This is a genomic window from Gordonia sp. X0973 (assembly GCF_013348785.1).
Taxonomy (GTDB): Bacteria; Actinomycetota; Actinomycetes; order Mycobacteriales; family Mycobacteriaceae; genus Gordonia.
Map to the genome: position 1 here is coordinate 3,274,973 of NZ_CP054691.1, position 14,379 is coordinate 3,289,351.

Sequence of the window (14,379 nt, forward strand, 5' to 3'; positions counted from 1 at the left end):
ACCGTTCCCACGCCATGGCCGAATGATAGCCGCGCCGCTGTCGCTACTCGCCGCCTCGACGCCTCAGCTCCTGACAGGATGGCCACATGCATCACGTCGGCGACGCGCTCATCCGGATCGGGCCCGTACTCGTCATCGTGATGGTGGTCCTCGCCGGAGTCGCGGTGGCCGTGAACGTCGCGTCGAGCGGCTACGGACGCGACACCGCGATCGCCGTTGTGCGCGCGACCGTCCAGCTCACCGCGCTCGCCGCGGTGCTCGCCGTCGTGATCGGTCACCTGTGGGCGTCGGTGCTGTTCATCGTGCTCATGTCGCTGACGGCCGCCTGGACCGCGGCGACCCGGATCACCAAGGACCGCCGGCCATTCCGTGACACCCTGTGGTGCCTGCTCCCAGCGGCAGTTCCCACCGCGGTGATCATGCTGGCTGTCGTCGCAGCCGGGGTGGTTCCCGCAGCCGGCATCGCAATCATCCCGACGGCGGGCATCATGCTCGGAAACGCGATGATCGCGACATCGCTGGCAGGACGACACTCCCTCGACGACCTGACGACACGACGCGGCGAGGTCGACGCCGCGTTGTCGTTGGGCTTTTCCAGCCGGGATGCGCGAATGGAGGTCGTCCGACCGGCTGCTGCGACGGCCCTGATTCCCGGAATCGATCAGACCAGATCGGTCGGCCTGGTGACCATCCCCGGTTCCTTCGTCGGCATGGTTCTGGGCGGTGCGTCGACGACGGTAGCGGCCGTCATGCAACTCTTCGTTCTCATCGCCCTGCTGGCCGTGAGCGCGATCGCGGTGCTCGGCACCACCGAACTGGTCAGTCGCGGACTATTGGGAGTCCACGTCGCGAAAGCAGAGGCCGCGGACGGGCCCCGGCGTCCACTCAGAGGCCGACATTCTCCGCCGCGCGCGGATCGCAGTCGTTGAGCAGATCGAGGCAGCGGAGATACTCGTCCTCCTCGCCGATGATCTTCGCGGCGCGGGCCAGCGCGCCGACGCAGCGCAGGAAGCCCTGGTTCTGCTGGTGTTCCCACGGGACCGGGCCGTAGCCCTTCCAACCGTGCTTGCGGAGCTGGTCGAGACCGCGGTGGTAGCCGGTCCGCGCGTAGGCGTATGCGGCGACGACCTCGGGCGGAACATCGCCCGCGGCCGCGGCCGAATCATCGACGCCCTCGAGTGCGGCCTCGGCGAGGTAGGCCCACGCGATCGACGCCGTCGGCGAACCCGCCGCAACGGTCGCCGGAGCGACGCCGTTGAGCAGGTCAGACTCGGCTTCATCGTCGCCGGTGAGTAGGGTTGGCGGGGGGCCGAGAAGGTCTCCGAAGGAAGTCACCGCCCAATTCAATCACCTCTGGACGGTGCGATCACCTCGTCGGCGGGCATCCAAGTGTGTCGCAGCCGACGGATTTCGCTAGTGTGGACCCGCTAGTGATCTATGGACAAAGGCAGGGCGGGCCCGATGGCGCAGTCAGACGAAACCCCCAACGAGGGCGGCAACGGCGAGGACTCCGGTAAGACGGAGGTCGAGTCGCTGCGTAACCGCCGCTCGCCGGACGACTCGAAGCCCGCCCCGCGCGGTGGCCTCGGGATCGATTCCGCGACCCGTGTGATCGGCCGCGACCAACTCCCGGAGCTGGCGGACGACCTGCCCGATCTCGAGGACATCGACGCCATCGACGGCACCGCCGACGAGGAGAACGCGGCGGACAACACCGTCGACGAGTCGGAACTCGACGAGGCCGCCGACGCGGAGGCCGCCGAAAACCTCGACGAGGCCGGTCTCGGTGACGTCGCCGACGAAGGCGAGAACGCCGAGGACTCGGCCGCCGAAGGGGAGGCCGACCTCGCTTCCGCCGATGCCGACGCCGCTTCCGCGGAAGCAGCGGAGTCCGAGGACGACGTCGACGCCGAGGCGGTTGCCGAGGATGCCGCCGACGCCGAGGCAGTGGAAGCCGATTCCGCGGTCGCCGCCACGGCCGCGGCCGGTGCCACCGCTGCGGCCGTCGCCGCCGCCGTCGCCGCCAAGCTCGCCGGCGAGCGGGCCAAGGCCAAGGCTGCCGAAGCCGACGAGGACAAGACCGAGAAGGCCACGGACGAGGACGACAAGGCCGAGGACGAAGGAGCCGAAGAGGCTGCCGAGTCCGACGCCGAGAAGACCGCGGACGAGAAGACAGAGGACGCGGAGAGCGAAGCCGACGCCCAGGAGGAATCGGAGAAGGGCGAGTCCGAAACCCTCGTCACCAAGCGCTCCGACGCCAAGGAAGCTGACACCAAGGACGCCGAGACCGACGCAGACGAGACCGAGGCCGAGTCGGTCGAAGAGGACAAGGCCGAGGACGAGAAGGCCGAGCCGCTCGTCACCAAGCGACCCGAAACCAAGAAGGCCGACACCAAGAAGGTCGACGCCAAGGTCGCGGAGAAGACCGACGAGGTCGAGGCGGACGAGGCTCCGACCGAGGCCGTCGCGACGCCGCCGAAGGCCGAGCCGACCACCGTCGCGCCGACCCCGGCACCGGCACCGGCGAAGCCCAAGCGGTCGCGCAAGCCCCTGTGGCTCACCGCGGCTGCCGTCATCGTGATCGCCGCGGTGGCCGCCGCGTTCTGGTTCCTGCGCAAGCCGGCTCCGGCCGACGTCGCCGCCCAGACCGCCGTCGACTACGTGGCCGCGATGAACAACGGCAACCTGCAGCAGCTGCGCGACGTCACCTGCGGCGATACCCACGAGTACTACGCCAAGATCGGCGACGCCGAGTACGCCAAGCTGTTCGCGGCCCAGCAGGCCCGCAACCAGCTGGTGAACATCAGCGGCGTGCGCGCCGCCAAGGTGGTCAAGGGCGATCAGGCCGTCGTCGAGGTCAACTCCTACCGGACCGCCACCCCGAACGAGATCGTTCCGACGTCGATCAACCTGCGCAAGGTCGACGGCCAGTGGAAGGTCTGCACCCCGAAGTAGGCCAGAAATGGTGGTCGAGTGCCGTAGACGGTGGTCGAGTGCCGTAGACGGTGGTCGAGTGCCGGCGAGGCGCTAGCCGAGTCGGTGTATCGAGACCGCGCTAGCCGAGAAGGTGTATCGAGACCCAAACGAAATCGCCCCCGACCAACCGGTCGGGGGCGATTCTCGTCTGCGGGGTCAGGCCGAGATCGACTTGCCCGCGGACTTCAGGTCGTTGCAGGCCTCGACGACGCGCTCGGCCATCCCGGTCTCGGCCTTCTTCAGGTAGCTGCGCGGGTCGTAGACCTTCTTGTTCCCGACCTCGCCGTCGACCTTCAGCACACCGTCGTAGTTGGTGAACATGTGCCCCACGACCGGGCGGCTGAAGGCGTACTGCGTGTCGGTGTCGACGTTCATCTTCACGACGCCGTAGGACAGCGACTCCTCGATCTCGCTCTTCGCCGAGCCCGATCCGCCGTGGAAGACGAAGTCGAACGGCTTGGCGCCGTCGCCGAGGCCGGCGAGCTTGGCCGCGGCCTTCTGACCGTCGTCGAGGACGGAGGGCTTGAGCTTGACGTTGCCCGGCTTGTACACGCCGTGGACGTTGCCGAAGGTCGCCGCCAGCAAGTACTTGCCCTTCTCGCCGGTGCCGAGCGCCTTCACGGTCTTCTCGAAGTCTTCGACCGAGGTGTAGAGCTTGTCGTTGATCTCGGCCTCGACGCCGTCCTCTTCACCGCCGACGACGCCGATCTCCACCTCGAGGATGATGTTGGCGTTCTTGCACTTCTCCAGGAGTTCCTGCGCGATCTCGAGGTTCTCGTCGATCGGCACGGCCGAGCCGTCCCACATGTGCGACTGGAACAGCGGGTTCTGTCCCTTGTCCACGCGCTCCTGCGAAATCTCCAGCAGCGGGCGGACGAAGCCGTCGAGCTTGTCCTTCGGGCAGTGGTCGGTGTGCAGGGCGATGGTCACGTCGTACTGTGCGGCGACGACGTGGGCGAACTCGGCCAATGCGACGGCGCCGACGACCATATCCTTCACACCGAGGCCGGAGCCGAACTCGGCGCCACCGGTGGAGAACTGGATGATGCCGTCCGAACCCGCGTCGGCGAATCCCTTGATGGCGGCGTTGATCGTCTCCGACGAGGTGCAGTTGATGGCCGGGAAGGCGTACCCGCCGTCCTTGGCCTTTTGCAGCATCTGCGCGTAGGTCTCCGGAGTGGCGATGGGCATGGAACTGTCCTCCAAGATGGTCTGACCGCATCCGCCGCGGCGGCGGGATGACGAAATGTCCCCCCAGTATGGCAAGTCGCGCCGCGACGCACTGGAGACGGCCCCTCAGTGGGTTCTCAGCCGGGCGCCGGTAGCCTTTTGGCCTGTGAACATCTTGTCGCTGGCGCAGACCACCACCGATGTCGTCGCCCTGCCGGGAATCCTGGACCCGTTCAACGTGATCGGCTGGTTCGGCACGTGGGCACTCGTCGGACTGCTGCTCGTGGTCTTCATCGAATCCGGTGTGCTGTTTCCGGTACTCCCCGGTGACTCGCTGCTCTTCGTCGCCGGGCTGATCGCCGCGGGCAAGGTCGGCGAGCATGCGGGCAAGGTCGCCGACGCCCACTTCAACATCTGGATCCTGCTGATCAGCATCCCGATCGCCGCCATCCTCGGCGGCCAGGTCGGCTACTGGATCGGCCGCTTCATCGGCGTCGAGATGTTCAAGCCGGACGCCCGATTCCTCAAGCAGCGCTACCTCGACGAGGCGCACGCCTTCTTCGAGAAGCGCGGCCCGGTCACCATCTTCCTGGCCCGATTCGTCCCGATCGTGCGCACCCTCGCCCCGATCGTCGCCGGCTCGGCGAAGATGGGCTTCGCCAAGTTCACCGCGTACAACGTCATCGGCGCGATCGTCTGGGGTTGCGGCATCACCCTGCTCGGCTACTGGCTGGGCCAGTTCGAGGTCATCCAGAAGCTGATCGAGCCGATCTTCATCGCCATCGTGCTGCTGTCGGTGCTGCCGATCGCCCTCGAGTGGTGGCGCCGCCGCCGCAATTCGCCGGCCGCCTCCTAGATCCGGGGCCGCTTCACCACGCGTCGTCGAGGTCGGCGTGCCTGCTGACCCACGCGTGCATCGCGATACCCGCCGCCACCCCGACGTTGATCGAGCGCGTCGACCCGAACTGGGCGATCGAGACGGTGAGGTCGGCGCGCGACTGCGCGTCGTCGCTGACCCCCGGGCCTTCCTGACCGAACAGCAGCACGCACTCCCGCGGCAGCTCGACCCGTTCCAGGCGCTGTGATCCCGGCGTGTTGTCGACGGCGACGACGGCCAGCCCGCGCTCGCGCGCCCATGCGATCAGGTCGTCGACGGTCTCGTGATGCTCCAGATGCTGGTAGCGGTCGGTGACCATCGCGCCCCGACGGTTCCAGCGACGGCGGCCGACGATGTGCACGGCCGCGGCGGCGAAGGCGTTGGCGGTCCGCACGACGGTCCCGATGTTCGCGTCATGCCCGAAGTTCTCGATGGCGACGTGGAACGGATGCCGACGCCGGTCGATATCGGCGACGATTTCCTCCCGCCGCCAATACCGATAGGCGTCGACGACGTTGCGGGTATCCCCCTGTGCGAGCAGTTCAGGGTCGTAATGCGGATCGTCGGGGAGTTCACCGGGCCACGGACCGACGCCGACCGGCGGGATTCCCCGCGGCTGCCACTCGGTGGGCCCGGGCTCGTCGGCGGCCACGGTCCTCAGGCGAGCCCGAGGTCGGCCAGGTTCAGCAGCGACCGGTAGGGCACGCCGAGCTTTCCGATGACCTCGTCGGCACCGGTCGCCCGGTCCACGACGGTCGCCACACCGACCACCGTCGCACCGGCCTCGCGTGCGGCGGCGACGGCCTCACTGGGCGAGGCGCCGGTCGTCGACGTGTCCTCGACGACGAGGACACGGCGGCCCTCGATATCGGGTCCCTCGATGCGTCGCTGCATCCCGTGGGTCTTGGCGGCCTTGCGGACCACGAAGGCGTCGATCGGGCGGCCGGGGGCGTGCATGATCGACGTCGCGACGGGGTCGGCGCCGAGCGTCAACCCGCCGACGGAGGCGAAGTCCCAGTCGGCGGTCAGTTCCCGCATGAGCCGGCCGATCAGCGGCCCGGCTTCGTGATGCAGGGTCGCGCGCCGCAGGTCAACGTAGTAGTCGGCCTCCCGCCCCGAGGAGAGGGTCACTTTCCCGTGGACGACGGCCAGTTCCCGGACCAGTTCGGCGAGACGTTCCCGGTCCGCGCTCACAGCTGATCGTCGCCGGGTTGCAGGGGGGAGCGCTCGGGACGGGGGCGCTGCCACCCCGGCTGGCCGGTGCGCGGCGGCTGCTGCCACTGCGGACCCGGCTGCGGCTGGCCCGGCTGTCCCTGCTGGGGCGGTGCCGGACGTCGAGCGGGGGCCGGCGGTTGCTGGCCGTACCCGGGCTGCGGGCCGCGCGGCGGCAGCGGGTTGTGCGTCGTCTCCAGACCGGCCGCACGCTCGGCGGCCTCGCGGCGGCGCTTGTCGCGCATGTGGTCGGTCTTCTCGTCGGCGAGTTCGGCGTTGGCCGGGCCGGAGGGGTCGCGTGGATCGGGCGCGTCCTGCGGGTCGACCGAGGGCGGCAGCACGCGCAGCAGGTCGGCGAAGCGCTGCACCACGTCGAGTGCCGCGTCGAGGCGGTTCGGGTCGTCGGTGAGCGGCATCGAACCCAGCGCCCACCTCCCCTCGGTCCACAGGATTTCGACGAACGGCGGCGCGCTGTTGGCCAACGCGATCATCCGCCGATCGCAGACGCGGCGCGCGACCTCGATGTTGTTGGAGAACATCACCCGCGGCCCCATCGCGCCGAGCAGCTCCACGTCGGTCTCCGCCGGTGCCAGCACGTCTTCGTGACGCAGGTCGACGATGACCTGCGACGCGGTCTGCCTGCGCACCGCGACGACGGTCGCGGTCTCGGTCAGGTCGAAGACGACGGCCTCGGCGCCGTCGTGGTCGCCGAAGGCGACGTCGCGCACCTCGACGTGGTCGGGGACGTCCATGCCCGCGCGGCGGAAGACGCGACGCAGCTTGGTATCGGACTCGCGGTAGGCGAAGTCGTGGGCGTCGGCCCACACTTCACGCGCCCGTCGGGTCACCGACGCCCGCTGGCGGTCAAGCCACAGCAGGAGCGCGGCACCGGCCAGGGCGACCGCGCTGATGAGGAAGTACGCGATGGTAGTCATCAGCTGCCACCTTACTATCGGTGGTGACACGACCCCCGCCATTGACCACCGAATCGGTAAGGAGGCACACATCGTGGCTCCGAGTGTGACCGAGGCCGAACGATCGCTGTTGGCGCGACTGGATCCGGCTCCGATCGTCGAGTTGGCCGCGGAACTCATCGCACGACCCAGTGAGAACCCGGGCGGCACCGAGGCGGCGACGGTCGCCGTGCTCGCCGATGCGTGCCGGGCCGCCGGACTGACGGTGGAGACCGCCGACGCGGCACCCGGGCGGCCGAACCTCGTCGCAACGCTGCCGGGTACAGCCGACGGCGGCACCCTGCTGTTCCTCGGCCATTCCGACGTCGTGCCCGCCGGTACCGCGGGCTGGACCGGCGATCCGTTCACCGCCAGGGTGATCGACGGGCGCTTGACCGGGCGCGGCGCCGCCGACATGAAAGGCGGTCTGGCCGCCATCGTCGCGGCACTCGGCGCCCTCGCGCAGACCGAGGTCGGCGGCCGCGTGGAGTTCGTCTGCACCGCCGACGAGGAGGCTGGCGGATTGGGCGCGCGCACCTACGTCGCGGCTCGCGGTGCCGCCGACGACGTGGTGGGCTGCATCGTCGCTGAGCCGACCGGGCTGCGCGCCGTACACGCCGGGCGGGGCACGGCGAATATCGACATCGCCGTGACCGGCAAGGCGGCGCACTCCGGGCGCCCCGCCGACGGGTGCAGCGCCATCGCGGTGGCAGGCCAGATCCTCTCGGTCATCGCCGACGACGGTGCCCGCCTCACCCGGCACCCCCACCGGGACCTGGGCCCCGCGACGTGGAACGTCGGGACCATCGCGGGCGGACAGGGCATCAACGTCGTGGCCGCCGACTGCCGACTCGGCGTCGACCGTCGGCTCCTGCCCGACGAGAGGATCGCCGCCGTCGCCGACGAGCTGCGGGAGCGCATCGACGCCGCCGGGATCCCCCACGGTGCGACAGTCGCGGTGACGGTCGATTCCGAGACCCCGGCGTTCTCCACCCCCCTGGACCACCCGCTCACCGTGGCCGCCTCCGCCGCCCTCGCCTCACTGGGCCTCGACCCCACGCCGTGCGTGTGGAGCGCCGCCTGCGACGCGGGCTTCCTGCACCGCGATCTCGGCGTCGCGTCGATCGTCCTGGGTCCCGGCGACATCAACGCCCAGGCCCACCAGGCCGACGAGTCGGTGCCGGTAGACGAATTGCTCACGGCCGCACGGCTCTACGCCCTCATCGCGCACCGGTTGCTCAGTCCGGCGCCCGATCGCCGATGAAGCGATAGCCCATCCCGGACTCGGTGATCAACACGCGCGGATGCGACGGATCGGCCTCGAGTTTGCGGCGCAGGCTCGCCAGATAGACGCGCAGATAGTTGGTCTGCTCCACATAACTGGGCCCCCACACCGTCCGCAGGATCTCCCGCTGGGTCACCAGCTTGCCCTCGTTGCGGACGAGCAATTCCAGGATCCCCCACTCGGTGGGCGTCAGGCGGACCGGTTCGCCGTCGCGGGTCACCTGTTTGCCCGCGAGGTCGATGCGGATGGTCGCCACCGCCACCACCGGGTCGGCCCGCGTGGCCGGTGCCGCCACACCGCGACGGATCGCGGCGCGCAGCCGCGCGACCAACTCCTCCATCCCGAAGGGTTTGGTGACGTAGTCGTCGGCACCCGCGTCGAGCGCGCTCACCTTGTCCGAGGAGTCGGTGCGCGAGGAGAGGACGATGACGGGCACATTGGTCCACCCGCGCAACCCGGCGAGCACCTCCAGGCCGTCGATGTCGGGCAATCCCAAGTCGAGGACCACCACGTCGGGCACCGTCTTCGCGACGGCGCGCAGCGCGTCGGCGCCGGTGGCCGCGGTGAGCACCTCGAATCCCCGGGCCCGCAGGTTGATCCGCAGCGCGCGGAGCAACTGCGGCTCGTCGTCGACCACCAGCACGCGACCGCGGTCGCCCCCGCTAGCCATGAGCCGCCTCCGACTCCGCTTCGGCCCGCGTCAACGGCAGTTCGACGACCATCGTCGTTCCGCCGCCCGCGGTGTCGGCGACCGTCAGGCTCCCGCCCATCGCTTCGATGAACCCGTTCGCCACCGAGAGCCCCAACCCCACTCCGGCCCCGTCCCTGCCGTGGTCGCCGTATTGCTGGAAGGGACGGAAGACCCGTTCCCGCTCGCTCAGCGGAATCCCCGGGCCCCGGTCGACGACCCGGATCAGACAGGCGGATCCGTCACCGGACCGCGACGTTTCGATGCGCACCCGTCCCCCGCCGTGCCGCGCGGCGTTGTCGACGAGGTTGGCCAACGCGCGCTCGAGCAGCCCGGCGTCGGTCCGGGCCCACGGGTACCCGACCTCGATGTCGACGTCGTGCCCGCCCACCGCCACCACGCGGTGGATCACTTCCGGCAGATAGGTGTCGCGCAGCACCGGCGCGACCACCCCGGCCGCCAACCGCGACGAGTCGAGGAGGTTGCCGACCAGCGCGGTGAGCTGGTCGAGGGATTCCTCGATCGTGGCCAGCAGCTCCGAGGTGTCGGCGGCGTCGAAGGCGAGGTCGGGGCTGCGGAGGCTGGACACCGAGGCCTTCGCGGCGGCCAGCGGGGTGCGCAGGTCGTGGCTCACCGAGGCGAGCAGTGCGCGGCGCAGCTCGTCGGTCCGGGCGATCTCATCCGCCTCCGCGGCCTGCCCGGCCAATCGGTCGCGCTCGACGGCGGCCGCGACCTGGTTCGCCACCGCCGACAGCACCGTGCGGTCGCGCGCGTCGATCTCCGGCCCGCGCAGCAGCAGTGCGTACCGGCCGCCCGACGCCTCGCAGACCGTCGAGGCCGCGTCGGTCGTCGTCGGCGGGTCCGATCCGACGCAGGCGCGGGAGTCCTCGGCGCGGCCCTCGCGGCGGACCACCGCGACCGACTCCTGGTGATAGGTCTCGCGCACCCGGTCCAGCAGGTCGGGAACGGCGGCGTCACCCAGGACCGCGCTGGAGAAGGCGGAGAGCAACTCGGCGTCGCGGTTGGCCTGAGCGGCTTCGCGGCGACGGACGTTCGCCGAGTCGACGAGCGCCGCGACCGCGACGGCGGTGACGAGCATGACGGCGATGGTGATGAGGCTGTCCGGATCGCTGATGGTCAGGGTGTACCGCGGCGACGTGAACAGCAGGTTCAGCAACACCCCGGACACGAGCGCCGAGAGCACCGCGGCGCCGACGCCGCCGAGTAGCGCGACCGCCAGGATCCCGATGGTGAACGCGGCGGACTTGCTGGCCACCCCGAGGTAGGGGTCGAGCGGGACCAACACCGCCGCGACGACTCCCGGCAGGACGACGGCGAGCACCCAGGTCAGCGGTCGGTGGAACCGGGTGGTGCGGATGTCGAACGGGTTGCGGCGGCGCGAGGCCTCGCCGTGGGTGACCATGTGGACGTCGATCTTGCCGCTGTCGCGAACGACCGCCGAGCCGACGCCCTCGTCGAACAGCCGCTGCCACCGGGGCCGCCGCGACGTGCCGAGCACCAACTGCGTGGCGTTGACCCCGCGCGCGTATTCCAGCAGGGTCGCGGGGATGTCGTCGCCGATGACGGTGCTGATGGTGGCGCCGAAACCCGCGGCGAGTGCCCGCAGGTCATCCATCTCCACCGCGGTGGACGGGGTCAGGCCGTCGCCGCGGACCACTCGGACGATCAACAGCTCCGCGCTCGACCGCGACGCGATGCGGCGCGCGCGCCGGATCAACGCGGCCGACTCCGCCCCTCCGGTGATCGCGACGACGACCCGCTCGCGCGCCTCCCAGGTGTCGGTGATGGCGTGCGCGGCCCGGTAGTCGGCAAGCTTCTCGTCGACCCGGTCGGCCAGCCACAGCAGGGCGAGTTCGCGCAGCGCGGTGAGGTTGCCCTGGCGGAAGAAGTTCGCCAGGGCGCCGTCGACCCGCTCTGGACCGTAGACCTTTCCCTCGGACAGTCGGCGGCGCAGCGACTGCGGCTCGATGTCGACCAATTCGATCTGGTCGGCTCGGCGCACCACGTCGTCGGGCACCGTCTCCCGCTGGGTCACCCCGGTGATGTCGGCGACGACGTCGTTCAGGCTCTCCAGGTGCTGGATATTCACCGTGGACAGGACGTCGATACCGGCGTCGAGGATCGTGTCGATGTCCTGCCAGCGCTTCGCGTGCGCCATTCCCGGCGCGTTGCTGTGGGCCAACTCGTCCACCAGCACCACACGGGGCGCGCGGGCGAGCACCGCGTCGAGGTCCATCTCGTCCAGCACCGCGCCGCGGTATTCCACCCGCTTCCGCGGGATCGTCTCCAGGCCGGCGGCCTTGGCAGCGGTGTCCTCGCGGCCGTGCGATTCGACGATCCCGATGACCACGTCGACGCCGTCGGCGGCCAACCGCTGGGCGCGGTCGAGCATTTCGAAGGTCTTGCCGACGCCGGGCGCGCAGCCGAGGAACACCTCGAGTTGCCCCCTCGGGCGGGCCGCCGGGTCCATAGGGGAATCCTAGTGTCCCGGCGGGCCCGGACAGGTGGCGACGGTGTGGCCCAATGCGAGGTTGACGCGCAGCACGTCGACGCGCGGCTCGCCGAGGAAGCCCCACTGCCGACCGCGGGTGTTGGCGCGGATGATCGCCGCGACCCGCTCGGTTCCGATTCCGGTCGCGCGGGAGATCCGCGGGATCTGGAGCCGCGCGTAATCCGGCGAGATGTCCGGGTCGAGGCCCGAGGCCGATCCGTTCACCGCATCGTCGGGCACCTGCGCCGGTGGCACCCCTTCGCGGGCGGCGATCGCCGCGCGCCGCGCCGCGACGGCCCGGGCCAGGACCGGGTTGTTGGGGCCGAGGTTCGACGACGAGGAGGAGGCCGGACTGCCGGGTGCGAGTGGGTCGTCGGCGGTGCCGACGACTCTCGAGTGCAGATACCCGTCGGGGCGTCCGGGTGCGGGACGCAGGTCCACGCCAATGAGGGCGGACCCCGCCGGGCAGCCGCGGGCATCGGTCAGGACCGAACCCTCGGCCTTCGACGCCGTGATCCGAGAGATCCCCCACGTGATCGCGGGGTAGGCGAGCCCGAGGACCACCGTCGCGGAGACGAGGACCACCACCGCGACGACGAGTTGGCGCAGAAATCCGCCGATTAGTGCTTTCACCGGTTCACCCCATTCCGGGTAGCAGTCGGATGACGAGGTCGATCAGCGCGATGCCGACGAAGGGTGTGACGAGCCCGCCGAGTCCGTAGATCAGCAGGTTGCGCCCCAACAGGCGCGACGCGGAGTCGGGCCGATATTTCACCCCGCGCAGCGAGACCGGGATCAAGGCGATGATGATCAGCGCGTTGAACACGACGGCCGAGACGATCGCCGACTGCGCCGAGTGCAGCCGCATGATGTTCAGCGACTCCAGCTGCGGGTAGGTGGCGACGAACAGCGCCGGAAGGATGGCGAAGTACTTCGCCAGGTCGTTGGCCAGCGAGAAGGTCGTGAGCGCGCCGCGCGTGATGAGCAGTTGTTTCCCGATCGCCACGACCTCGATCAGCTTCGTCGGGTCGGAGTCGAGGTCGACCATGTTCCCGGCTTCCTTCGCCGCGGCGGTGCCGGTGTTCATCGCGACCCCGACGTCGGCCTGGGCCAGGGCCGGGGCGTCGTTGGTGCCGTCCCCGGTCATCGCGACGAGCCGCCCGTCGGCCTGCTCGCGGCGGATCAGGGCGAGTTTGTCCTCCGGGGTGGCCTCGGCGATGAAGTCGTCGACACCGGCCGCTGCGGCGATCGCCCGCGCGGTGAGCGGGTTGTCGCCGGTGACCATCACCGTGCGGATGCCCATGTCGCGGAGCTGCGCGAAACGCTGCGCCATCCCCTCCTTGACGACGTCGGACAGTTCGACGACCCCGACGATCCGCACGCCGCCGACCCCCGACTCGGCCACGACCAGCGGCGTGCCGCCGCCCCGGGCGATGTCGTCGACCGTGTGCCGCACCGCTTCGTCGACGGATCCGTCGGAGTCGGCCACCCAGGCGGCGACCGCGTCGGCGGCACCCTTGCGCAGGCTGCGCCCGCCTTTCTCGTCGTCGACGTCCACCCCGCTCATCCGCGTGTTGGCGGTGAAGGCGACGAGGGCGAACCTCGGGTCGCCGCCGGCCCGGGCGAGTGCAAGCTCCCCCTCCGGGAGGGGTGTCACGCCGAAGTCGTCGCGACACAGGTCGACGATGCTGCGGCCCTCCGGGGTGTCGTCGCCGAGGCTGCAGAGGTAGGCGGTCCGCGCCAGGTCGTCGGCGGTGACGCCCGGGGCCGGGTGCAGCGCGGTGGCCCGCCGGTTGCCGTAGGTGATCGTCCCGGTCTTGTCCATCAGCAGGGTGTCGATGTCGCCGGCCGCCTCGACGGCGCGACCGCTCATCGCGAGGACGTTGCGCTGGACCAGCCGATCCATCCCGGCGATGCCGATGGAGGAGAGCAGGGCGCCGATCGTCGTCGGGATGAGGCAGACGAGCAGGGCGATCAGCTTGACCGGATCGGGTGAGTCGCCGCTGTAGCGCTGGAGCGCGCCGGTGGAGACCACGACCAGCAGGAAGATCAGGGTCAGGGCGACGAGCAGGATGTTGAGGGCGATCTCGTTGGGCGTCTTCTGCCGCGCCGAGCCCTCGACCAGGGCGATCATCCGGTCGACGAAGGTCTGGCCGGGTTCGGTGGTGATCTGCACGACGATCCGGTCCGAGAGGACGACGGTTCCGCCGGTGACGGCGCTGCGGTCGCCGCCGGATTCCCGGACCACCGGCGCCGATTCGCCGGTGATCGCGGACTCGTCGACGGTGGCGATGCCCTCGACGACGTCGCCGTCGCCGGCGATGACCTCCCCGGCCTCCACGACGATCCGGTCGCCGACGGTCAACTGGGCGCCGGGTACCTCGGTGATCGTGCCGTCGGCGTCGATCCGCCGGGCGACGGTGTCGCGCTTGACCTTCCGCAAACTGTCGGCCTGTGCGCGGCCGCGCCCCTCCGCCACCGCCTCCGCGGCGTTGGCGAACAACACGGTGAACCACAGCCACGCGACGACCGCCCACGCGAAGACCGAGGGGCGCCACAGGGCGAACCCGGTACAGATGATGGCGCCGAGATAGACGACCAGCATCACCGGGTTGCGCGCCTGCGCGCGCGGATCGAGCTTGGCCACCGCCTGCGGCAGTGCCTGCACCATCTGCCGGGCGCGAAACGCACCGCGGCCGACGATCT

Annotated in this window: 13 protein-coding genes; 4 read left to right on the top strand and 9 right to left on the bottom strand. The window is 70.3% G+C overall.

Annotation, left to right across the window (positions count from 1 at the left end; genetic code table 11):
- The first annotated feature begins 86 nt into the window (after positions 1-86).
- Positions 87-929 (top strand): ABC transporter permease, encoded by an 843-nt coding sequence (locus HUN08_RS16190; RefSeq protein ID WP_124246958.1) that lies wholly within the window; start codon positions 87-89, stop codon positions 927-929.
- Here HUN08_RS16190 and HUN08_RS16195 read toward each other — a convergent pair.
- Positions 886-1,335 carry a DUF3151 domain-containing protein gene (locus HUN08_RS16195; RefSeq protein ID WP_124246957.1) on the bottom strand — a complete coding sequence of 150 codons (450 nt, stop codon included), beginning with the start codon at positions 1,333-1,335 and terminating at the stop codon, positions 886-888. The genes HUN08_RS16190 and HUN08_RS16195 overlap by 44 nt on opposite strands.
- 126 nt (positions 1,336-1,461) lie before the next feature.
- Here HUN08_RS16195 and HUN08_RS16200 point away from each other — a divergent pair, with 126 nt between their 5' ends.
- A complete protein-coding gene (locus HUN08_RS16200) occupies positions 1,462-2,955 on the top strand; it encodes a hypothetical protein (protein WP_124246956.1) in 1,494 nt (497 codons plus the stop codon).
- Between the two features lie 177 nt (positions 2,956-3,132).
- Here HUN08_RS16200 and fbaA read toward each other — a convergent pair whose 3' ends face one another.
- The gene (gene fbaA / locus HUN08_RS16205) at positions 3,133-4,182 is read right to left on the bottom strand and encodes a class II fructose-bisphosphate aldolase (protein WP_301546770.1); all 1,050 of its coding nucleotides are present in this window, start codon (positions 4,180-4,182) and stop codon (positions 3,133-3,135) included.
- A 130-nt stretch (positions 4,183-4,312) separates the two neighbouring features.
- On the opposite strand from fbaA, the gene HUN08_RS16210 reads away from it, so the two are divergent.
- Positions 4,313-5,002 (top strand): VTT domain-containing protein, encoded by a 690-nt coding sequence (locus tag HUN08_RS16210; RefSeq protein WP_124246954.1) that lies wholly within the window; start codon positions 4,313-4,315, stop codon positions 5,000-5,002.
- Between the two features lie 13 nt (positions 5,003-5,015).
- Here the strand turns inward: HUN08_RS16210 and HUN08_RS16215 are convergent, their stop codons facing one another.
- The 3 genes from HUN08_RS16215 to HUN08_RS16225 are packed head-to-tail and all read right to left on the bottom strand — an operon-like array spanning position 5,016 to position 7,170.
- Complete coding sequence (locus HUN08_RS16215; RefSeq protein ID WP_124246953.1) at positions 5,016-5,684, bottom strand: RNA methyltransferase; 669 nt, start codon at positions 5,682-5,684, stop codon at positions 5,016-5,018.
- Positions 5,681-6,217 carry an orotate phosphoribosyltransferase gene (gene pyrE / locus HUN08_RS16220; protein WP_124246952.1) on the bottom strand — a complete coding sequence of 179 codons (537 nt, stop codon included), beginning with the start codon at positions 6,215-6,217 and terminating at the stop codon, positions 5,681-5,683. The genes HUN08_RS16215 and pyrE overlap by 4 nt, the downstream gene beginning before the upstream one ends.
- Positions 6,214-7,170 (bottom strand): hypothetical protein, encoded by a 957-nt coding sequence (locus HUN08_RS16225; protein ID WP_124246951.1) that lies wholly within the window; start codon positions 7,168-7,170, stop codon positions 6,214-6,216. Before HUN08_RS16225 ends, pyrE begins: the two co-directional genes overlap by 4 nt.
- 73 nt (positions 7,171-7,243) lie before the next feature.
- Here HUN08_RS16225 and HUN08_RS16230 point away from each other — a divergent pair, with 73 nt between their 5' ends.
- Positions 7,244-8,452: a M20 family metallopeptidase gene (locus tag HUN08_RS16230; RefSeq protein WP_301546771.1), complete on the top strand. Its 1,209-nt coding sequence runs from the start codon at positions 7,244-7,246 to the stop codon at positions 8,450-8,452.
- On the opposite strand, the gene HUN08_RS16235 is transcribed toward HUN08_RS16230, so the two are convergent.
- From HUN08_RS16235 to kdpB, 4 genes are read right to left on the bottom strand one after another with little or no spacing between them, the layout of a single operon-like run.
- The gene (locus tag HUN08_RS16235) at positions 8,427-9,143 is read right to left on the bottom strand and encodes a response regulator (protein ID WP_124246949.1); all 717 of its coding nucleotides are present in this window, start codon (positions 9,141-9,143) and stop codon (positions 8,427-8,429) included. The two genes, HUN08_RS16230 and HUN08_RS16235, sit on opposite strands and share 26 nt — an antisense overlap.
- Positions 9,136-11,652 carry a sensor histidine kinase KdpD gene (locus HUN08_RS16240; RefSeq protein WP_124246948.1) on the bottom strand — a complete coding sequence of 839 codons (2,517 nt, stop codon included), beginning with the start codon at positions 11,650-11,652 and terminating at the stop codon, positions 9,136-9,138. Before HUN08_RS16240 ends, HUN08_RS16235 begins: the two co-directional genes overlap by 8 nt.
- Before the next feature lie 9 nt (positions 11,653-11,661).
- Complete coding sequence (locus tag HUN08_RS16245; RefSeq protein ID WP_124246947.1) at positions 11,662-12,306, bottom strand: potassium-transporting ATPase subunit C; 645 nt, start codon at positions 12,304-12,306, stop codon at positions 11,662-11,664.
- Between the two features lie 4 nt (positions 12,307-12,310).
- A complete protein-coding gene (gene kdpB, locus HUN08_RS16250) occupies positions 12,311-14,344 on the bottom strand; it encodes a potassium-transporting ATPase subunit KdpB (RefSeq protein WP_124247135.1) in 2,034 nt (677 codons plus the stop codon).
- Positions 14,345-14,379 lie beyond the last annotated feature (35 nt).